This is a genomic window from Kitasatospora sp. NPDC003701 (assembly GCF_053587085.1).
Genome location: NZ_JBSFNM010000058.1, coordinates 1 through 19,797 on the forward strand (window position 1 = coordinate 1; position 19,797 = coordinate 19,797).

The 19,797-nt window shown below is 73.6% G+C and carries 17 protein-coding genes and 1 tRNA gene; 12 read left to right on the forward strand and 6 right to left on the reverse strand.

All coding sequences use genetic code 11. The features are described 5' to 3' along the window. Positions 1–245: 245 nt before the first annotated feature. Positions 246–905 carry a TetR/AcrR family transcriptional regulator gene (locus ACWDRR_RS35420; RefSeq protein WP_449776374.1) on the reverse strand — a complete coding sequence of 220 codons (660 nt, stop codon included), beginning with the start codon at positions 903–905 and terminating at the stop codon, positions 246–248. Positions 906–1,022: 117 nt separating this feature from the next. Between ACWDRR_RS35420 and ACWDRR_RS35425 the strand changes: the two genes are divergently transcribed. The 4 genes from ACWDRR_RS35425 to ACWDRR_RS35440 all read left to right on the forward strand — a co-directional run bounded on the left by ACWDRR_RS35425 (position 1,023) and on the right by ACWDRR_RS35440 (position 6,031). Then, entirely contained in the window at positions 1,023–1,604 is a 582-nt protein-coding gene (locus ACWDRR_RS35425) for an NADPH-dependent FMN reductase (protein ID WP_449776375.1), read from the forward strand. 132 nt (positions 1,605–1,736) lie between these two features. Beyond that, positions 1,737–3,257: a DHA2 family efflux MFS transporter permease subunit gene (locus tag ACWDRR_RS35430; protein ID WP_449776376.1), complete on the forward strand. Its 1,521-nt coding sequence runs from the start codon at positions 1,737–1,739 to the stop codon at positions 3,255–3,257. A 184-nt stretch (positions 3,258–3,441) separates the two neighbouring features. Next, positions 3,442–4,383 (forward strand): LuxR C-terminal-related transcriptional regulator, encoded by a 942-nt coding sequence (locus ACWDRR_RS35435; protein WP_449776377.1) that lies wholly within the window; start codon positions 3,442–3,444, stop codon positions 4,381–4,383. A gap of 61 nt (positions 4,384–4,444) precedes the next feature. Continuing rightward, positions 4,445–6,031: a polysaccharide biosynthesis protein gene (locus ACWDRR_RS35440; RefSeq protein ID WP_449776378.1), complete on the forward strand. Its 1,587-nt coding sequence runs from the start codon at positions 4,445–4,447 to the stop codon at positions 6,029–6,031. A gap of 18 nt (positions 6,032–6,049) precedes the next feature. On the opposite strand, the gene ACWDRR_RS35445 is transcribed toward ACWDRR_RS35440, so the two are convergent. Next, positions 6,050–6,547 (reverse strand): MarR family winged helix-turn-helix transcriptional regulator, encoded by a 498-nt coding sequence (locus ACWDRR_RS35445; protein WP_329489314.1) that lies wholly within the window; start codon positions 6,545–6,547, stop codon positions 6,050–6,052. Between the two features lie 111 nt (positions 6,548–6,658). Between ACWDRR_RS35445 and ACWDRR_RS35450 the strand changes: the two genes are divergently transcribed. Next, positions 6,659–7,480, forward strand: coding sequence for a methyltransferase domain-containing protein (locus ACWDRR_RS35450; protein WP_449776379.1), 822 nt, complete (start codon positions 6,659–6,661; stop codon positions 7,478–7,480). 13 nt (positions 7,481–7,493) lie between these two features. On the opposite strand, the gene ACWDRR_RS35455 is transcribed toward ACWDRR_RS35450, so the two are convergent. Both ACWDRR_RS35455 and ACWDRR_RS35460 read right to left on the reverse strand, forming a co-directional pair. Further along, on the reverse strand, positions 7,494–8,096 hold the full coding sequence (locus tag ACWDRR_RS35455; RefSeq protein WP_449776380.1) for a TetR family transcriptional regulator: 603 nt from the start codon (positions 8,094–8,096) through the stop codon (positions 7,494–7,496). 191 nt (positions 8,097–8,287) lie between these two features. After that, positions 8,288–9,259, reverse strand: coding sequence for an acyl-CoA desaturase (locus ACWDRR_RS35460; RefSeq protein WP_449776381.1), 972 nt, complete (start codon positions 9,257–9,259; stop codon positions 8,288–8,290). Between the two features lie 237 nt (positions 9,260–9,496). On the opposite strand from ACWDRR_RS35460, the gene ACWDRR_RS35465 reads away from it, so the two are divergent. The 6 genes from ACWDRR_RS35465 to ACWDRR_RS35490 all read left to right on the forward strand — a co-directional run bounded on the left by ACWDRR_RS35465 (position 9,497) and on the right by ACWDRR_RS35490 (position 14,502). Then, positions 9,497–9,570 (forward strand) — tRNA-Gln (locus ACWDRR_RS35465). A gap of 139 nt (positions 9,571–9,709) precedes the next feature. Then, positions 9,710–11,167, forward strand: a complete 1,458-nt coding sequence (gene glmU / locus ACWDRR_RS35470) for a bifunctional UDP-N-acetylglucosamine diphosphorylase/glucosamine-1-phosphate N-acetyltransferase GlmU (protein ID WP_449776382.1) — start codon at positions 9,710–9,712, stop codon at positions 11,165–11,167. Positions 11,168–11,368: 201 nt separating this feature from the next. Then, positions 11,369–12,346 carry a ribose-phosphate diphosphokinase gene (locus tag ACWDRR_RS35475; protein WP_449776383.1) on the forward strand — a complete coding sequence of 326 codons (978 nt, stop codon included), beginning with the start codon at positions 11,369–11,371 and terminating at the stop codon, positions 12,344–12,346. A gap of 285 nt (positions 12,347–12,631) precedes the next feature. After that, entirely contained in the window at positions 12,632–13,228 is a 597-nt protein-coding gene (locus tag ACWDRR_RS35480; protein ID WP_449776384.1) for a 50S ribosomal protein L25/general stress protein Ctc, read from the forward strand. A 107-nt stretch (positions 13,229–13,335) separates the two neighbouring features. Then, entirely contained in the window at positions 13,336–13,917 is a 582-nt protein-coding gene (pth, locus tag ACWDRR_RS35485; RefSeq protein WP_449776385.1) for an aminoacyl-tRNA hydrolase, read from the forward strand. 258 nt (positions 13,918–14,175) lie between these two features. Beyond that, entirely contained in the window at positions 14,176–14,502 is a 327-nt protein-coding gene (locus ACWDRR_RS35490) for a hypothetical protein (RefSeq protein ID WP_449776386.1), read from the forward strand. 341 nt (positions 14,503–14,843) lie between these two features. Here ACWDRR_RS35490 and ppc read toward each other — a convergent pair whose 3' ends face one another. Beyond that, complete coding sequence (gene ppc / locus ACWDRR_RS35495) at positions 14,844–17,579, reverse strand: phosphoenolpyruvate carboxylase (RefSeq protein ID WP_449776416.1); 2,736 nt, start codon at positions 17,577–17,579, stop codon at positions 14,844–14,846. 338 nt (positions 17,580–17,917) lie between these two features. Here ppc and ACWDRR_RS35500 point away from each other — a divergent pair, with 338 nt between their 5' ends. Then, on the forward strand, positions 17,918–19,186 hold the full coding sequence (locus tag ACWDRR_RS35500; protein ID WP_449776387.1) for a sensor histidine kinase: 1,269 nt from the start codon (positions 17,918–17,920) through the stop codon (positions 19,184–19,186). A 47-nt stretch (positions 19,187–19,233) separates the two neighbouring features. Here the strand turns inward: ACWDRR_RS35500 and ACWDRR_RS35505 are convergent, their stop codons facing one another. Beyond that, the gene (locus tag ACWDRR_RS35505; protein ID WP_449776417.1) at positions 19,234–19,785 is read right to left on the reverse strand and encodes an SUKH-3 domain-containing protein; all 552 of its coding nucleotides are present in this window, start codon (positions 19,783–19,785) and stop codon (positions 19,234–19,236) included. Positions 19,786–19,797 lie beyond the last annotated feature (12 nt).

Below are 19,797 nucleotides of genomic sequence, written 5' to 3' on the forward strand. Positions count from 1 at the left end.
GGTGGCCTCCGCCGAGCGCGCCCACCAGGCGCTGGGCTGGACCCCGAGCCGTCCGAACCTGGACGACATCGTCGCCGACGCCTGGAAGTTCACCCTGGAGAAGAACGGCCTGTAGGCCTCGCCCGCACCGTCGACGAAGTGCCGCTCCCGTTCCGGGGGCGGCGCTTCGTCGTTCCCGCCTGCCGCCTGCCGCCTGCCGCCTGCCGCCTGCCGCCTGCCGCCTGCCGACCCCCGGCCCCCGACCGCTACCGCGTCGGGCGCGCGGCGTAGGCGCGCAGGAAGGCCTGCACGCCGGCGGTGACGATCTCCTCGGTCTCCGCCGGGGCGAGCGGGTACGAGCCCCAGTAGGAGCGCTGGGTGACCTCGCTCCCGATGAGCAGGACGAAGTGCTGGGCGGCGCGCGCCGGATCGGGCGCGTCCAGGAGGCCCTGGTCGGCCAACTCGCCGAACCTGGTGCCGAGTTCGGTCACGGCCCGGCGCGGTCCGGCGTCCTGCCAGGCGTCCAGCAGGTCCTTCGGGAGGTGCGCCGCCTCGGCGTTGATCTGCCGGACGAGTGCGAAGTGGTCGGCGAAGGTGGTGAGCGCCGCCACCCAGGCCAGGCTCAGGGCGACGAGGTCCGCCTCCAGGTCGGTGACCTTGGCCAGATGGCGTTCGACGACCTCCAGGTGGGCGTCCCTGACCTGTCCCGCGCTCTCCTGGACGACGGTCCGGAAGAGCAGCTCCTTGCCGGCGAAGTGGTTGTAGATGGTCCGGGTGGACACCCCGGCCTCCGCGGCGATGGCGTCGATGCTGGCGCGGGAGTAGCCGTCCCGGCCGAAGACCGTCCGGGCGGCCCGGGTGATGGCCTGCCGCTTCTCGGCCAGCCCCCGGCGGGGTGCGGGCGGCGCTTCGTTCTCACTGGTCATCGAGGGGCTCCCAGGAAGTTTGCAGTAAGCGTTGTACTCATTGCCATGCACGTTGTACTTTACCTGACGTACCGTCCGATCGGGCGGTGACCGTTCACAGCACTTCCGGAGGCCGTCATGTCCGAGACCCCGTACCGCGTCGCCGTCATCGTCGGCAGCAGCCGACAGGGCCGTGTCGCGCCCACCGTGGCCGACTGGTTCCAGCGCACCGCCGGGCACCGGGCCGACCTCGAGCTCGACATCATCGACCTGCTCGAGCACCCGCTGCCGCACCTGGGTGAGGAGCCCACCGCCGAGCAGGCCGAGTGCCTCGCCGCGCTCTCGCCGCGGCTGGCCGCCGCCGACGCCTTCGTGGTGATCACGCCCGAGTACAACCACAGCTTCCCCGCCGTGCTGAAGAACGCCCTCGACTGGCACCGCGCCGAGTGGCAGGCCAAGCCGGTCGGCTTCGTCTCCTACGGCGGCCTCGGCGGCGGGCTGCGCGCGGTCGAGCAGCTCCGGCTGATCTTCGCCGAGCTGCACGCCGTCACCGTCCGGGACTCCGTCAGCTTCCACAGCGTCTGGGCCGCCTTCGGGGAGGACGGCGAGCCGGTCGACCCGACCGTCCCGAACGGCGCCGCCAAGGGCATGCTCGACCAGCTCACCTGGTGGGCCCACGCGCTGCGGGACGCCCGCACCGCCCGCCCGTACGGCGCCTGACCCGAGGCCGGGCCCGGCCGCCGAGGCCCGCGGCGCGCCGGGCCGGCCCCGCCCGTCCTGCCCGCACCGCACCGCATCTCGGCGGCTGGCGTCCCGGACCGCCGGCCTGAAGCCCGTCACCCAGGGGGACCGATGAGCACCAGTACCGCCGTACCCGCCACCACCTCGGCGGCCGCCGCACCCGGCCCGCGCACCGCGGCGATCGCCGCGGTCGTGGTCCTCGGCTCGCTGCTGACCGTCCTCGACACCACGATCGTCAACGTCGCGCTCAACCGCCTCGCCGAGGGCTTCCACGCCCCGCTGGCCACCGTCCAGTGGGTGACCACCGGCTACACCCTCGCCCTCGCCACCGTCACGCCGGTCACCGCCTGGGCGATCGGACGGTTCGGCACCCGGCGCCTCTACCTGACGGCGCTCACCCTCTTCGTGCTCGGCTCGCTGCTGGCCGGCGCGGCCTGGGACGCGCCCTCGCTGATCGCCTTCCGGGTGCTCCAGGGGCTGGGCGGCGGCATGGTGATGCCGGTCGGGATGACCGTCCTGGTCCGGGCCTCCGACCCGGCCCGCACCGGGCGCACCATGAGCGTGCTCGGCATCCCCGTGCTGATCGGCCCGCTCGCCGGGCCGGTGCTGGGCGGCTGGCTGGTCGACGAGGCCTCCTGGCGCTGGGTCTTCCTGGTCAACCTGCCGATCGGCGCGCTCGCGCTCGTGCTGGCCGCCCGGCTGCTGCCCCGCGACGCCGGCGCGGCCGCCGGTCGCCGGCTGGACCTGCCCGGTCTGCTGATGCTCTCCCCGGGCCTGGCCGCGCTGATCTACGGGCTGGGCGCCGAGCACGGCAACCCCGGTGTCGCCGGCCTGCTGCCCCTGCTGGCCGGGGCCGCCCTGGTCGCCGGGTTCGTCGTCCGGGCGCTGACCACCCGTGATCCGCTGCTGGACCTGCGCCTCCTGGGCCGCCGGGCGTTCGCCGCCCCCGCCGCCACCCTCGCCCTGTTCGGCTGCGGCTACTTCGGCTCGATGCTGCTGCTCCCGCTCTACTACCAGCTGGTGCGCGGGCAGAGCGCGACCGACGTCGGCCTGCTCGGCGTCCCGCAGGCGCTCGCCACCGGCATCACGATGCAGTTCGCCGGGCGGCTGGCCGACCGCTTCGCCCCGGGCCGGATCGTGCTCACCGGCGCCGCGGTGGCCACCGCCGGCTTCCTGGGCTTCACCGTCCAGCTCGGCGCCGGCACCCCGTACTGGCGCCTGGTCGCGGCGCTGGTGGTGATGGGGACCGGTGTCGGCATGACGCTGATGCCCGCCATGGCGGCCGCCACCCGCGGCGTCGCCCCGTCCGAGGTCCCGGCCGCCACCACCCTGGTCACCATCGTCCAGCAGGTCTCCGGCTCGGTCGGCACCGCGCTGATGTCCGTCCTCCTCTCCGGGGCGTTGGCCGGGCGGCTGCCCGGTGCGGCCGGTGACGGCCTGGCCGCCGTGCACGCCCTGGACCCGGGCTCGCGGGCGGCGCTCGCTCCCGGCCTCGCGGACGCCTTCCGGGGGACGTACGGGTGGGCCGTCGCACTGCTCGCCCTGGCCCTGCTGCCCGCGCTGCTGCTCTCCCGCCGTGCGCCGGGAGGCGTCGCCGGGAGGGTCAAGTCACGCCAAGTTCGCACCTCCTGACGAAACTTCACCAAACCCCCACCGAGCCGCCCCCCACCCCGTACGCTGATTCCGGTACCGGTGGGGGTCGGTGCTTTGGTCCTCCCGGGAGCCGGGGGGTGGGCGGCGGAGGAGTACCCGGGCCACGGGCGGTGGGCGGGTCGGCGCCCCGGGCGCAGGCTCGGCCGAACAGGGGGGAGTGACGATGGGGCGGATCCGCGTCCTGGTGGTCGACGACCACCGGATCTTCGCCGAGGCGCTGGCCGCGGCGCTCGCCGCCGAGCCCGATGTGGAGGTCGGCGCGGCCGGCAGTGCGGCCGCCGCGGAGCGGGCGCTGGAGCGCGCCGCCACCGAGGGCCGGGCCTTCGACGTCGTCCTGATCGATGCCGACCTCGGCGCCGAGTCCGACGGCGCGCGCAAACCGCGCCAGCCCGGCGCCGACCCGCCCGACGCGGTACGCCGCCGCCCGCCGGTCACCCTGCCCGCGCCCCGCCGCCCGGCCGCCGTGCCCGGGCCGCTCGCGGGCCCCGGCTCCCCGGCCCGCACCACGCCGCCCCCGGCCTGTTCGACCGCCCCGTACCCGCCCGACCGGTACCACGCCGCCGCCCCGGTGCCCGACGGGATCACCCTCCTCGCCCGGGCCCGCCGCAACCATCCCGCACTGCGGGCGATCGTCCTGGCCACCGCCGACGACCCGCTCCGCGCCGCCCGCGCCCTGCACGCCGGCGCCACCGGCTGGGTGGCCAAGGAGAGTTCGCTGGCCCGTCTGCTGGCCGTGGTCCGGGGCGTGCTGCGCGACGAGACGCACCTGCCGCCCGCCCTGCTCACCGGCGTCATCCGGGAGCTCACCACCGCCCGGCGGGACCGCACCGAGAGCGAGCGCCTCGTCGACACGCTCACCCCCCGGGAGAAGCAGATCCTGCGCTGCATGGTCGCCGGCCTCGGCCGGCAGGCCGTCGCCGAGCGGCTCTACCTCTCCCCGCACACCGTGCGCACCCACATGCAGAACGTCCTCGGCAAGCTCGGGGTGCACTCCACCCTGGCCGCCGTCGCGGTCGCACGGCGGGCGGGCGTCAGCCCCTCCGAGCCGGCCGCGCCCACCGCTCCGCCGTCCGTCGCCTCGACCACAGCTCCCGGCGCCGGCTGATCGGCCCGTCACACCCAGGTACCGGCTCAGGTCCGTCAGGTCAGGGAAATCCGGAGGACAGATGTCGCCGCACAGCACTTCCGCACGCCCGCACACAGCCCAGCCCGGTGCGAACGGGGGACCGGACGCCCCCTCGCCGGCCGCGAGCGCCCCCGCCGCGACACCGCCGACGGGCCTGCGCACCCTGGTCGTCGGAGCCGGCGCCGCCGGGACGGCGCTGGTCCGTGACCTCGGCCGGACACCGGAGTTCGGACTCGACCCGATCGGCCTGCTCGACGACGACCCGGCCAAGGCCGGCCGGGTGGTGGGCGAGGTGCCGGTCCTCGGCACCCTGGCCGAACTCACCGGGCTCGCCGTCCGCCACCGCGTCCAGGTGGTCGCGCTGGCCATCCCCGGTCTCGCCCCGCAGCGGGTCCGGGCCCTGGCCACCGCCGCCGCCGCGGCCGGCGCCGCCGTCCGCTACCTGCCGTCCTTCCTCGCCGCGCTGCGCCGCGAGGTGGTCGGCTCGGACATGCGCAGCCTGGACGTCAACCGGCTGATCGGGCGGCACGAGGTGCATGTGGTCTCCGCCGACGTCCGGGACGTGATCGAGGGCCGGCGGGTGCTGGTGACCGGGGCCGGAGGCTCGATCGGCAGTGAACTCTGCCGCCAGGTCCACGCGTTCAACCCGAGCGCGCTCTACATGCTGGACCACGACGAGTCCAACCTGCACCGGCTCCAGCTGGAGATCTGGGGCGAGGCGCTGCTCACCGACGAGTCACTGGTGATCGCGGACATCCGGGACCGGCCGCGGATCCAGCAGATCTTCCGCGACCTCAAGCCCGAGGTGGTCTTCCACGCCGCCGCGCACAAGCACCTGCCGCTGCTGGAGCGGCACCCCAGCGAGGCGGTCAAGTCCAACGTGCTGGGCACCGACCACCTGGTGGAGGCCGCGCTGGCCACCGGGGTCGAGCGGTTCGTGCTGATCTCCACCGACAAGGCGGCCGACCCGACCTCGGTGCTCGGGGCGAGCAAGCGGCTGGCCGAGCTGATCGTGCAGGCGAACGCCCGGGACGCGCGCAACCTCGGCACCGGGGTGTTCTCGGCGGTCCGCTTCGGCAACGTGCTGGGCTCGCGCGGCTCGCTGCTGTCGGTGCTGGCCGAGCAGTTGCGCAGCGGCGGCCCGGTGACCATCACCCACCCCGATGTGACGCGGTTCTTCATGACCATCGAGGAGGCCGTCGGGCTGGTGCTGGAGTCCGGCCGGATGGCCCGCGGCGGTGAGGTGTTCGTGCTCGACATGGGCGAGCCGGTGCGGATCGTCGACCTGGTGCACAACTTCGCCGAGCAGGTGCAGCTGGGCCGGGACGAGGTGGAGATCCGCTACACCGGCCTGCGGGCGGGCGAGAAGCTGAACGAGGCGCTGTTCTCGGAGGGCGAGGAGCGGCTGCCCACCGCGCACGCCCGGATCTACGCCACCGTGGCCGAGTGCGGCGCCGGCCCCGAGGACCTCGCGGGCGGCCTGACCGGTCTGTACGAGGCGGCGGTGGGCAACAGCGACGAGGAGGTGCGCCGGCGGCTGGCCGAACTGCTGCCCGGCTACCGCACCGCGGAGCCCGAGCCGGCTCCGGTGCCGGCGCTCAGCGCCCCGTACCCGGACGGCTTCTGACGGCCGGCGGGCCGGGGGTCAGCTCGGGATGTTGTCGAAGGGGGCGACCAGCTGCCGCAGCAGTCCGGCGAGTTCGCCCTGCTGGGTGCCGGTGAGCTGGGCCAGCAGCTCGCGCTCGTGCGCCAGCAGCCCGGCCAGCGCCTGATCGGCCCGGTCACGCCCGTCCTCGGTGAGCCGGACCAGCACGCCGCGCCGGTCGTCCGGGTCGGGCAGGCGCTTGACCAGGCCCTTGCCGGTGAGCCGGTCGATCCGGTTGGTCATGGTGCCGGAGGTGACCAGGGTCTGGGTGAGCAGCTGGCCGGGGGAGAGCTGGTAGGGGGAGCCGGCGCGCCGCAGCGCGGTCAGGACGTCGAACTCCCAGGGCTCCAGGCCGTGCTCGGCGAAGGCCGTCCGGCGGGCGCGGTCGAGGTGCCGGGCGAGCCGGCTGACCCGGCTGAGCACCTCAAGTGGTTCCACGTCGAGGTCGGGGCGCTCTCGGCGCCATGCTGCGACCAGGCGGTCGACCTCGTCCTCCATGACGATCAGTGTATCGGGGGATGTGTCGATGTGAAGTCTCTTGACGTCGAGAAATGTAACGTGGAAGCTGCGGTTGGATATCTTGATGTCGAGATACTTGCGAGGTCGACCATGAGCACCCCCGTCTGGGACCCGGAGCAGTACCTGCGATTCGCCGACGAACGGACCCGCCCGCTGCGGGACCTGCTCGCCCGCGTCCCCGCCCTCGCGAACGAACCGGCCGCCACGGTCCTGGACATCGGCTGCGGCCCCGGCAACTCCACCGCCGTCCTGCGCGAACGCTGGCCCGGGGCCGGGATCACCGGCATCGACAACTCCGCCGAGATGCTGGCCGCCGCCCGCACCGAGGGCGAGCCCACCGCCGACTACCTGCTCGCCGACGCGCGCGACTACGACCCGGCCCCGGCCGCGCCGGACCTGATCGTCTCCAACGCGGCGCTGCAGTGGATCGGCTTCACCCCGGAGGGGGAGGACGGGCCGGCGGGCCACCTCGACCTGCCGTCCCGCTGGGCCGCGGCGCTGGAGCCCGGCGGCGTGGTCGCCTTCCAGGTGCCCGGCAACTTCGACTCGCCCAGCCACACCCTGCTCGCCGAACTCCGCCGCGCCCCCCGCTGGCGCGACGCCCTGGGCGACGGCGCCACCCGGGCCGGCGTCCACGAACCCGGCGCGTACCTGGCGGCCCTCGCCGGGGCCGGCTGCGCCACCGACGTCTGGGAGACCACCTACAGCACCCTGCTCCCGGGCGCGGACCCGGTCCTGGAGTGGGTCAAGGGCACCGCGCTGCGGCCCGTGCTCACCCGGCTCACCGACCCCGCCGAGCGGGCGGCCTTCCTCGCCGAGTACGGCGCCCTGCTCCGCGAGGCCTACCCGGCCGGGCCGCACGGCACGGTCTTCCCGTTCCGGCGGATCTTCGCCGTCGGTGTGAAGCGGTAGGGCGCGAGCGCCCCTAGGCCTTGCGGTCGCCGACCAGCTTGGGGTGCCGCTCCATCCCCTCCAGGCCGTGCCAGGCCAGGTTCACCAGGTGGGCGGCGACCTCGGCCTTCTGCGGCTTGCGCACCTCCAGCCACCACTGGCCGGTCAGTGCCACCATCCCCACCAGCATCTGCGAGTACATCGGGGCGAGCCGCGCGTCGAAGCCCCGCGCCTTGAACTCCAGGCCCAGGATGTCCTCCACCTGCGTCGCGATGTCGCTGATCAGCGAGGCGAAGGTGCCGGTCGACTGGGCCACCGGGGAGTCCCGGACCAGGATCTTGAAACCGTCCGTCGAGGTGTCGATGTAGTCCATCAGCGCGAACGCCGCCTGCTCCAGCAGCTCCCGCGAGTGCCCGCCGGTCAGCGCCCCCGTCACCATGTCCAGCAGCAGCTGCATCTCGCGGTCCACCACCACCGCGTAGAGCCCCTCCTTGCCGCCGAAGTGCTCGTACACCACCGGCTTGGACACCCCGGCCCGCTCGGCGATCTCCTCCACCGAGGTGCCGTCGTAGCCGCGCTCCGCGAACACCGACCGGCCGATCTCCAGCAGCTGCTCCCGCCGCTGCTTCCCGGTCATCCGCACCCGGCCGCCCCGGCGGCGGCCCGCCGGTGCGGCGGTGCCCGCCGGTGCAGCCGCGCCCGCCGGGGCAGCGGCACGCGGACGGGCCTGCGCCGCATCGGGCGCGGCCTCCGTCCGCGTGCTCTCGTGGCCGCCTGTGCTGTCTGCGCTGCTCCCGTTCACCCCTACATCATGCTGCAGGCGCGCCCTCATGCGGCGCGGCGGGCGGCGATCCGCTGCGCGTCCGGCCAGCGGACGTCCCGGGCCCAGCCGGCCAGCTCGAACCAGCGGATCAGCCGGGCCGAGGAGTCGACCTGGCCGCGCAGCACGCCGTGCCGGGCCGAGGTCGGGTCCGCGTGGTGCAGGTTGTGCCAGGACTCACCGCAGGAGAGCACCGCCAGCCACCAGACGTTCCCGGAGCGGTCGCGGGAGCGGAACGGGCGGTTGCCGATCGCGTGGCAGATCGAGTTGATCGACCAGGTGACGTGGTGCAGCAGGGCGACCCGGACCAGTGACCCCCAGAAGAAGGCGGACAGCGCCCCCTGCCAGGAGAGCGTGACCAGCCCGCCGACCAGCGGCGGGATCAGCATCGAGAGCGTGGTCCAGAGCCAGAACAGCCGGGAGATCCGCCTTATGGCCGGGTCGTCGACGAGGTCCGGCGCGTACTTCAGCTGCGGGGTCTGCTCCTCGTCGAAGAGCCAGCCCATGTGCGCCCACCAGAGGCCCTTGAGCAGCGCCGGGACGGTCTCGCCGTAGCGCCACGGCGAGTGCGGGTCGCCGTCCTTGTCGCTGTACCGGTGGTGCTTGCGGTGGTCGGCCACCCAGCGGACCAGCGGGCCCTCGATGGCCAGCGAGCCGGCCACGGCGAGGGTGACCCGCAGGGCCTTGTTGGCCTTGAAGGAGCCGTGGGTGAAGTAGCGGTGGTAGCCGATGGTGATGCCGTGGCAGGTGAGGAAGTACATGACGGTGGCGATCGCGAGATCGGTCCACCCCAGGCCCCAGCCCCAGGCCACCGGCACGGCCGCCAGGAGCGCGGCGAACGGTACGGCGATGAACAGCCCGAGCGCGACCCGCTCGGCGAGCCCCTGGTTCTCCCCGCCGCGGGTGGCGGAGAGCAGTGTCGGGGCGGGATCGATGGAGTGCGCGGTATCGGCGCGCGCCTCGCCGGCCTGGATGGTCATGGGAGTCCCTTGAGGGCGGGGGTGGAGGTTACGTCTGCGTAACCTACGGCATCGTAGGTTGCGTTCGGCCGTCAGGGGAATACATGGCCGCGGGCGGCTCGGCGTATTTCACCCGACTGGATGGACAACGCCCGGAATCCACACGGGCGGGGTCGGCCGCGCCGAGGTGGTGGAGGTACGCGGCCGCAACCCTTAGGCTGTGTCGAAGCGCCCCTGGCGCTGCGAGTTGATGATCGATCCGCCGTGGTGTAATGGCAGCACAGGGCCCTTTGGAGGCCTTTGTCTGGGTTCGAATCCTAGCGGCGGAGCCAGTAGACGCCTCTGTTTCGGGCGTACCACCCGCCCCCCGGTATTGTCGGGGCTGCTCGGCGGACTGTGCGAAGGCGACCGGCCTGGGTCCCGGCCGGGCTGCACTGCCCTCTCTGTGAACCGACTGAGGAGCCTCCCCCCGTGAGTGCCAATTCGCCTGCCGCCGTTGTCGTGCTCGCCGCCGGTGGCGGGACCCGGATGAAGTCGAACAGCCTGCCCAAGGTGCTGCACGAGGTCTGCGGGCGGTCACTGGTGGGCCACGCGGTGGCAGCGGCACAGGAGTTGACCCCGCAGCAGCTGGTCGTCGTGGTCGGGCACATGCGGGAGAAGGTGCAGGAGCACCTCGGGGCGCACTACCCGGCGGCGCGCGCCGTGGTGCAGGAGGATCAGAAGGGCACCGGGCACGCCGTCCGTACCGCGCTGGAGGCCCTGGCGGCCGACGGGGTGGAGCTGGACGGCACGGTGATCGTCACGACCGGTGACGCGCCGCTGCTGACCGGTGCGACCCTGGCGGCCCTCGCGGGGGCGCACGCCGAGCAGGGCAACGGCGTCACCGTCCTGACCGCCGTCGTCCCGGACCCGTTCGGCTACGGGCGGATCCTGCGGGACGAGGCGGACGGCGCGGTCGCGGCGATCGTCGAGGAGAAGGACGCCTCGGACGCCCAGCGGGCGATCGACGAGATCAACTCGGGGGTCTTCGCCTTCGACGCCAAGCTGCTGGCCGAGGCGCTGTCCCGGGTCACCACCGACAACGTGCAGGGCGAGGAGTACCTCACCGACACCCTGGAGATCCTGCGGACGGCCGGCCACCGGGTCGGTGCCGTGGTGGCCGCGGACTACCGCGACATCCTGGGCATCAACGACCGGGTGCAGCTGGCCCAGGCCCGGCGCCTGCTGAACGACCGCCTGCTGGAGCGGGCGATGCGCGAGGGCGTCACCGTGGTGGACCCGGCGACCACCTGGATCGACGTGCAGGTGTCCTACGAGCCGGACGCCGTGGTCCTGCCGGGCACCCAGCTGCAGGGCGCCACCCATCTGGGCGAGGGCTGCGAGGTGGGCCCGAACTCCACGATCAAGGACACCCGGATCGGCGCCGGCGCGCGTGTGAGCAACACCACGGCGGACGGCGCCGTGGTGGGCGACTTCGCCACCGCCGGCCCGTACGCGTACCTGCGCCCGGGGGCGAAGCTGGCGCGCAAGGCGAAGGTCGGCACCTACGTCGAGGTGAAGAACTCGGAGCTGGGCGAGGGCGCCAAGGTGCCGCACCTGTCCTACATCGGGGACGCCACCATCGGCGAGGGCACCAACATCGGCGCGGCCTCCGTCACGGTGAACTACGACGGGGTGAACAAGCACCGCACGGTGATCGGGGCGCACTGCCGCACCGGCTCGGACAACATGTTCATCGCGCCGGTGACGGTCGGTGACGGCGCCTACACCGCGGCCGGGTCGGTGATCACCGGCGACGTCCCCGCCGGCGCACTGGGCGTGAGCCGGGCGCAGCAGCGCAACATCGCGGGCTGGGTGGAGCGCAAGCGCCCCGGGACCACATCGGCCCAGGCCGCGGCTGCTGCGTCCGAGGAGGCCGGGGAGGCCTGACGGGTCTCGCGGGAGTCCGAGGAGCGGTCCCGGGGCGGACGGTTTCTGCGCGGGCGCGTAACCTTGGGGACATACGTGCGCCACTGGGCTTACCGCCCGTGTCCAGGCGTACCGACATTTCCCCGACCCCTATCGCCAGCGGGCTCGCGCCTGCCTGCGGTGCGGACGGGTTCAGCGTCAGCAACGCGAGGAGACGGTGCAGTGAGCGGGATCACGACGTCGGGTGAGAAGAAACTCAAGCTCTTCTCCGGCCGTGCCCACCCCGAGCTGGCGAGGGAGGTGGCCGAGTCGCTCGGGACCGAGCTGGTTCCGACCAAGGCCCTGGACTTCGCCAACGGTGAGATCTACGTCCGCTTCCTGGACTCCGCGCGCGGTGCGGACTGCTTCGTGATGCAGAGCCACACGGCTCCCATCAACCAGTGGATCATGGAACAGCTGATCATGATCGATGCTCTGAAGCGGGCCTCGGCCCGGAGCATCACCGCGATCCTGCCGTTCTACGGCTACGCCCGCCAGGACAAGAAGCACCTGGGCCGCGAGCCCATCTCGGCCCGGCTGATCGCGGACCTGCTGGCCACGGCCGGTGCGGACCGGATCATGGCGGTGGACCTGCACACCGCGCAGATCCAGGGCTTCTTCTCCGGCCCGGTGGACCACCTGTTCGCGCTGCCGCTGCTCGCGGACTACGTGGGCGAGAAGGTCGACCGCGACCGGCTCACCGTGGTGTCCCCGGACGCCGGCCGGGTGAAGGTCGCCGACCAGTGGTCGGACCGCCTGGGCGCGCCGCTGGCGATCATCCACAAGCGCCGCGACATGACGCAGGCCAACACCATCCTGTCCGCCGAGGTGGTCGGTGACGTCAAGGGCCGGGTCTGCGTCCTGGTCGACGACATGATCGACACCGCCGGCACCATCTGCGCCGCGGCCGACGCGCTGTTCGAGAACGGCGCCGCGGACGTGATCGTGGCCGCCACCCACGGCGTGCTCTCCGGGCCGGCCGCGGACCGGCTGAAGAACTCCCGGGTCAGCGAGTTCGTGTTCACCAACACCCTGCCGACCCCGGCCGAGCTCCAGCTGGACAAGATCACCACGCTGTCGATCGCCCCGTCGATCGCCGCCGCGATCCGCGAGGTGTTCGAGGACGGCTCGGTCACCAGCCTGTTCGAGGGCGTGCACTGACGAAGCCCCGCCGCGGCGGCCCCGGTCCCTGGGGGGCCGGGGCCGCCGCCGATTTCACGGGAGGCCGTCGGTGCGGTTAGACTCGTGAAACTGCTCGGCGAGGGATGCCGTGTGCCTGCTCGTCGGGTGCCGACTCCGTGATCGACGCGCTGCTGGAGCCGGTTCTTCCGGTTGTTGGCAGAGGTCGTGCGCCGCCGAGTGACCCCCGAACGTTCTGTGGGTGTGGTCCCGGCGGTTTTTCGCGTTGCCTGCACCCCCGCGCCAGTTTTCACGAGGAGTGCAGTCGTGTCCGAGATCCGCATCGCCGCTGAGACCCGTTCCGAGTTCGGCAAGGGCGCCGCCCGCCGGGCCCGTCGTGCCGGCCTGGTCCCCGGTGTCGTCTACGGCCACGGCCACGCCCCGGTTCACCTGAACCTGCCCGGCCACGACCTGATGATGGCCCTGAAGACCCCGAACGCCCTGCTGGTCGTTCCGATCGAGGGCAAGGACGAGTACGTCCTGCCGAAGGCCGTCCAGCGCCAGGCCATCAAGCGCACCATCGAGCACGTCGACCTGCTGCTCGTGAAGCGCGGCGAGAAGGTCACCGTCGAGATCCCCGTGCTGACCGAGGGCGAGCTGGCCCCCGGCGGCAACCTGCTGGAGCACGTCCTCAACGCGCTGCCGATCGAGGCCGAGGCCACCCACCTGCCCGAGTCCGTGACCGTCTCGGTCGAGGGCCTGGAGGCCGGTGCCTCGATCACCGCCGGTGACATCGCGCTGCCCAAGGGCACCACGCTGGCCGTCGAGGCCGACACCGTCGTGCTGCAGGTCATCGGTGCCCAGGCCTCGCAGGCCGACGCCGACGCCGAGGCCGCCGAGGCCGAGGCCGGCGCCGAGGCCTGAGCCTCCCGCACCCTCTGACCGCTGCCCCGGCCGCTCCGTTCTGGAGCGGCCGGGGCAGCGGTGTGTCCGGGATGATGTCGACGAGCGAGAGCACGAGGAGCGATGCGATGAGCGAGGACGTGTACGAGGGCCCCTGGCTGGTGGTCGGGCTGGGCAATCCGGGGGAGCAGTACGCCCGGAACCGGCACAACATCGGTTTCATGGTGGCGGACCTCCTGGCGGAGCGGATGGGTGCCAGGTTCAAGGCGCACAAGAGCCGCGCCCAGGTGGCCGAGGGGCGGCTGTCGGGCCGGCGGGTGGTGCTGGCCAAGCCGATGTCCTTCATGAACCTCTCGGGCGGCCCGGTGACCGCCCTGCGGGACTTCTACAAGGCGCCGGCCTCGGCCGTGGTGGCCGTCCACGACGAGCTGGACATCGACTACGCGACGCTGCGGCTGAAGCTCGGCGGCGGCGACAACGGCCACAACGGGCTGAAGTCGATCACCAAGTCGCTGGGCCCGGAGTACTACCGGGTGCGCTGCGGGATCGGCCGGCCGCCGGGCCGGATGGAGGTCGCGGACTTCGTCCTGAAGGACTTCTCCGGCACCGAGCGCAAGGAGCTGGAGTGGTTCGTGGACCGCTCGGCGGACGCCGTGGAGGCGCTGCTCGCCGACGGTCTGGAGCGGGCCCAGGGCGTCTACAACTCCTGACCGCCGCACCTGCCGGCGGGCGCGGGGGAGCCCCGCCGCACCACTCGGCTGACCCGGCGTCAGGAGGGTTGTCCCGCAGGGAGCCCGGTCCTCGCGCCGGGGCGGCCGTGCGCCCCGCGGGGGCGGGCGGCGCCGGACGCGGCCGGCTGGGCAACAGTCGTACAACGCTTGGCCCGCCAAACCTGAATGGGTGTGAGAAACCCGTGCGGGATCGGATAGCGTCAGGCCCGTACGCGAACGGGTCCTGGGGAGTTCTCGATGCGGAGTTTGCGGCCGATCCGGTGCCTGCGGCCGGTCCGGGTGGTACGGCTGAGGAAGCTCGGCCGGAGGGTCGGTACGGCCGGTGCGCTGGGGGCGGCCGGGGTGCTGCTCTCCAGCGGCGGTGTGGCGCACGCGGAGTCGGTGGCGGAGCCCGATCCCGGTGTGGTGTCCCAGGATCCCGCCGCGGCGCAGTTCGGTCCGGTGCTCGGCGGCTCGGTCGGCGGTGACGCGGGCCTGCTGGCCGTCGGCGGCGGCCTGGTCGTGGCGGCGGGCGGCGCGGCGCTCTGGGTCAAGCGCCGGCGCGCGGGCGATCTGGGCGAGTGACGAGGGCCGGAGGGGCCGGGTCCGCGGTGCGGACGCCGGCCCCTCCGGTGTTCTCCCGCGGCTGCCGTCCGTTCCGGATCCCGGAGGACGGCACCGGGTCGGTCCTCGTCACCGGGCAGGCCGCGGCTGCCGAGGCCGACATCCTGCCCCGGTGCCGTGCCGTGCCGTGCGGTGCGGTGCCGGTGGTCGAGGTGGGGACGCGCGACCGACGGGGGACCACGAGGAGCCACCGGGACCACGGGAGAACGGGCGCGAAGGGCCCCGCAGCGTCGGCTGCGGGGCCCTTCGGGTGTTCCGGCGGGGTGCGCGCCCGGTGGTCCGGGCGGCGCACCCCGCGCCGGTCAGCCGGTGTTGCGCAGGCCGGCGGCGATGCCGTTCACGGTCAGCAGAAGGGCGCGGGCCCGCAGCGGGTCCTCCGGGCGGCCGGTGGCGGCCTCCTCGCGCTGCCGGCGCAGCAGCGCGACCTGGAGGTAGGAGATCGGGTCGAGGTAGGCGTCGCGGACGGTGAAGGTCTGCTTCAGCACCGGGTTGTGCTCCAGCAGTTCGCTCTCGCCGGTGAGGCGGAGCACCTCGCGCAGGGTCAGCTCGTGCTCGGCGGTGATCTGGTCGAAGACGTGGTGCAGGTCGGCGGGCACCAGCTGCTCGACGTAGTGGCGGGCGATCCGCAGGTCGGTCTTGGCCAGCGTCATGGCGACGTTGGACAGGAAGTTGCGGAAGAAGTGCCACTGGCCGTACATCTCGTCCAGCACGTCCCCGAGACCCGCTTCGCGGGCGGCGGCGAGGCCGGCGCCGACGCCGAACCAGCCGGGGACGATCTGGCGGGACTGGGTCCAGCCGAACACCCACGGGATGGCCCGCAGGCCGTCCAGGCCCGCGCCGGAGTCGGGGCGGCGGGACGGGCGGGAGCCCAGGTGCAGCGAGGCGAGCTGGTCGACCGGGGTGGCCGCGAAGAAGTACTTCGGCAGGTCCTCCTGCTCGACCAGGGCACGGTAGGCGGTGTGCGCGGCCGCCGAGACCTGGTCCATCGCGGCGTCCCAGCGGGCCAGTTCCTCGGGGGCCTGGCGCGGTGCGGTGTGCAGCGCGGAGGCGGAGAGCGTGGCGGAGATGGTCAGTTCGAGGTTCTCCCGGGCCAGCGAGGGCAGCAGGTACTTGTCGGAGATGACCTCGCCCTGCTCGGTGACCTTGATCTCGCCCTCCAGGGTGCCCCAGGGCTGGGCCAGGATGGCCTCGTGCGAGGGGCCGCCGCCGCGGCCGACGGTGCCGCCGCGGCCGTGGAAGAGCCGCAGCCGGATGCCGTAGCGGTGGGCGACGTCGCGCAGCCGGCGCTGGGCGCGGTGGATCTCCCACTGGGAGGTGGTGATGCCGCCGAACTTGGAGGAGTCGGAGTAGCCGAGCATGACCTCCTGGACGTCGCCGCGCAGCGAGACGAGCAGCCGGTAGGAGGGGTCGGAGAGCATCTCGTCCAGGATCCGGTCGGCCTCCTGGAGCTCGTCGGTGGTCTCCAGCAGCGGCACGATGCCGATCTTGGCGATACCGGCGTGCAGGTCGATCAGGCCGGCCTCGCGGGCCAGCACGGTGGCGGCGAAGACGTCGTCGGCGCCCTGGCACATCGAGATGATGTAGCTCTCGACGATCTCGTCGCCGAACCGCTCGAAGCCCTCGCGGATGGTGTTGAAGACACCGAGGGTCTTGGTGCCGGCGGCGTCCAGCGGAGCCGGGGTGGGTGCGAGCGGGCGGCGCGAGCGGAGCTCCTTGGCGAGCAGCTTCTGCCGGTACTCGCGGGGCATGTCGGCGTAGCGCCAGGCTTCCTCGCCGAGCCGGTCGAAGAGCTGGCCGAGGGCGTGGTGGTGGGCCTCGGCGTGCTCGCGGACGTCCATGGTGGCGAGCTGGAGGCCGAAGGCCTCGATGGTGCGGATGGCGCGGGCGAGCCGGCCGTCGGCGATCAGCCCGCCGCGGTGCGAGCGCAGCGACTCCTGGATCAGCCGGAGGTCGGCGACGAGCTCGCGGGTGCCGAGGTAGTCGCGGCCCTCGACGTGCGGGGTGCCCTGGGCGAGCCGCTCGCGGGTGTTCTCCAGCTTGAGCCGGACGCAGGTGGCCTTGAGGCGGTAGGGCTCCTCGGCGTTCATCCGCTTGTAGCGCGGGCTCAGCTCGGGGAGCACGTTCAGGTCGGCGTTGAGCGAGGCGAGCAGCTCGACCGAGGCGCCGGCCAGGCGCTCGGAGGTGGAGAGCGAGTTGCGCAGGTCGTCGACGGCGGCGAGGGCGTCCATGATGCCGTACTCGTGCTGGAGGTTCAGGACGTCCCAGGTGACCTGCGGGGTGACGTTCGGGTTGCCGTCGCGGTCGCCGCCGATCCAGGTGCCGAAGGTGAGCGGGCGGACGCCGTCGGGCAGGGTGAGGCCGACCCGGGCGAGCTCCTCGTGCAGCTCCTCCAGGACCTCGGGGACGGCCTCGCGGTAGAGCTCGTCCAGGTAGTAGACGGCGTTGCGGGCCTCGTCGGTCGGCTCGGGGCGGGCGATCCGCAGCTCGTCGGTCTGCCAGAGCAGGTCGATGACCTCGGCGAGGCGGCGGTCGGCCTGCCGCTTGGCGGAGGAGGTGCGGGCCGGGTCGGCGTGGGAGAGGCCGGCGGCGATCTGCTCGCGGTGGATCCGGTCGAGGAGCTCGCCGATCCGGCGGAGCTTGTTGAGGACGCTGCGGCGGGCGGCCTCGGTGGGGTGGGCGGTGAAGACCGGACGGACGGCCAGGTGGGCCAGGGTGTCCGCGAGGTGCTTCGGGTCGGCCTCGGCGAGCTGGTCCGCGGTCTGGGCGAGCAGCGAGCCCTCGCGGGCGCGGCGGGTGGCCAGCTCCCGGCCGCGGTGCACCTGTTCGGTGACGTTGGCGAGGTGGAAGTAGGTGGAGAAGGCGCGGACCAGCTTGCCGGCGGTCTCCAGGTCGATGTCGGAGAGCAGCTCGGCGGTGGCCTCGCCGTCGGTGCGGCTGAGCAGTCGGACCTGTTCGACGAGGCCCAGCAGCTGGGGGCCCTCCTGGCGGACCAGTGTCTCGCCGAGCAGGTCGCCGAGACGGCGGATGTCCGCGCGCAGGGCTGTGTTGTCAGCCTCGGCGCCGGCTGCGCCGACGCGGCTGGGGCTGTCCGCCGGGGTGGGGACCGGAGCGGTCACGGCTGGCTCCCTGTGGTGGTGGGGTTCGGCAACGGCTCATCGTCACAGTTCCGCGCACGTGTGGCGGGTGTGACGCGTGCGGACCGCGCTGTCCGACGCGACCCAGCATAGGTGTCGGGGCGGTTGCTGTCCGCGAGGTGGCCGGATGGCGGACAAGATCACAGGCGGCCTATGTGGTCTGGACCACTTGAGGGCCCGAACGGGTGTCGGAGCGGAACCGGGTGGGGATGGATCAGGGTTCACGCTTAGGCTGTGGGGCTATGAGCAAGTCGCCTGGGGAGCGCGAGCGGGGCCGGTCGTTCTGGTGGTGGGAGCGGCGGCGCAGCGCTCTGCTGGACATCGGGCTGGCCGCGTTGGCGGCGCTGGAGTGTGCGGCCAGCGCGGTCGCCTTCCTGGCGCCCCGGGTCCACCTGGGGCTGGTGGCGATCGTCGGGGTCGCGCTGTTCGGCGCGCTGGCGGGGTCCACCCTGGTGCTGCGGCGGCGCTGGCCGGCGGTACCGGTGCTGGTGGCACTGGTCGCGATGCCCGGGATGCTGGGCGTGGTGCTGCTGACGGTGTCGCTGTACACGCTCGCGGAGACCTGGGAGTGGCCGACCCGGCGCCGGCGGGTGGTGGCGCTGTCGGCGCTGGCCTTCGCCGAGGCGGTCGGCGTGATGCTGGTGTCGATGCTCACCCCCTCCGACCTGTCGGTGGAGGAGCCGCCGCTCTGGGGGCAGGTGCTGCTGGCGGTGCTGGTCGCCGTCGGCCTGACCGTGCCGCCGGTGGTGACCGGCCTGTACGTGGGCGCGCGGCGGCGGCTGATCGAGTCGCTCAAGGACCGCGCGCACGGCCTGGAGACCGAGCTGGACCTACTGGCCGAGCAGGCCCGCGAGCGCGCCCGCCGGGCCCGGCTGGAGGAGCGGACCAGGATCGCCCGGGAGATGCACGACGTGGTGGCGCACCGGGTGTCGCTGATGGTGGTGCACGCCGGCGCGCTGGAGCGGATCGTGGCGAAGGACCCGGAGAAGGCGGCGCAGAGCGCCAAGCTGATGGGTGAGGTCGGCCGGCAGGCGCTGAACGAACTGCGCGAGATCCTCGGGGTCCTGCGGATGTCGGACGACACCGCGCAGGAGCCGGACTCGCTGGTCGCGCTGCCGCGACTGGTCGACCAGTCGCGGGCGGCCGGAATGGCCGTCACCCTGACCGTCAGCGGCAGCCGCCAGGAGTTCACCACCGAGGCCGAGCAGACCGCGTACCGGGTGGTGCAGGAGGGCCTGACCAACGCGCACAAGCACGCCGGCGGCGCCCAGGTTTCCGTCCTGCTCGCCTACGCGCCCAACGGCGTCCGGGTCAGCGTGGTGAACGCCTGCCCGGGCGGCGAGCGGACGGCGGCGGCGCTGCCCAGCGGGGGCAACGGGCTGATCGGGATGCGCGAGCGGGTGGTCGCGCTGGGCGGCACCTTCTCGGCGGGGCCGGAGCCGGACGGGGGCTTCCGGGTGGAGGCGGTGCTGCCGTCCCGGCTGGCCGTCCGGTCCGACCGGCTGGCGTGAGGCCGCGGGCCGGGCGCACCGGGCCGGGGCGGCGCCGGGCGGGGTGATCAGCCCTCGTCGGCGGTGCGCAGCCGTTCGGGGGCGGTGCCGAGGACGAGGGCGGCGATCGCCTGGTCGATGCCGTGGCCGAGGAACCACTCGCCGGTGTGGTCCAGGCTGTAGACCCGGCCCTCCTCGTCGACGGCCAACAGGGCCTGGCCGTACGCCTCCTCGCCGAGCGGGGCGAGCCGGGTGTCCAGGGCGCGGCCGAGGTCGGCCAGCGTGCGCGGCTGGTGGAGCCCGCAGAGCGGATCCACCAGGAAGGGTGTACGGGCCAGTTGACGCCCCGGGCCGTCGAGGTCGAAGGCGAGGCCGCCGAACTCGGCCCAGGCCTCCACCGCCGCCGGGAACACCGCGTGCCCGACCCCGGCCGGGCCGCCGTACGCCGCCAGGGCGTCGGCCCACTCCTCGGCCTGGCGGATCTGCCAGCGGCCGGGGTGCCAGCCGGCCGCCTTGAGCTCGGCGGCGACGTCGGCCGGGAAGCGCGGGCGGGTCCGCGGGGCGGGCCCGCCGAGCGTGCTCGGCGGGGGCGGGGGCGGGGGCGGGCTGGGCGGGTTCAGGGCGGGCTCCGG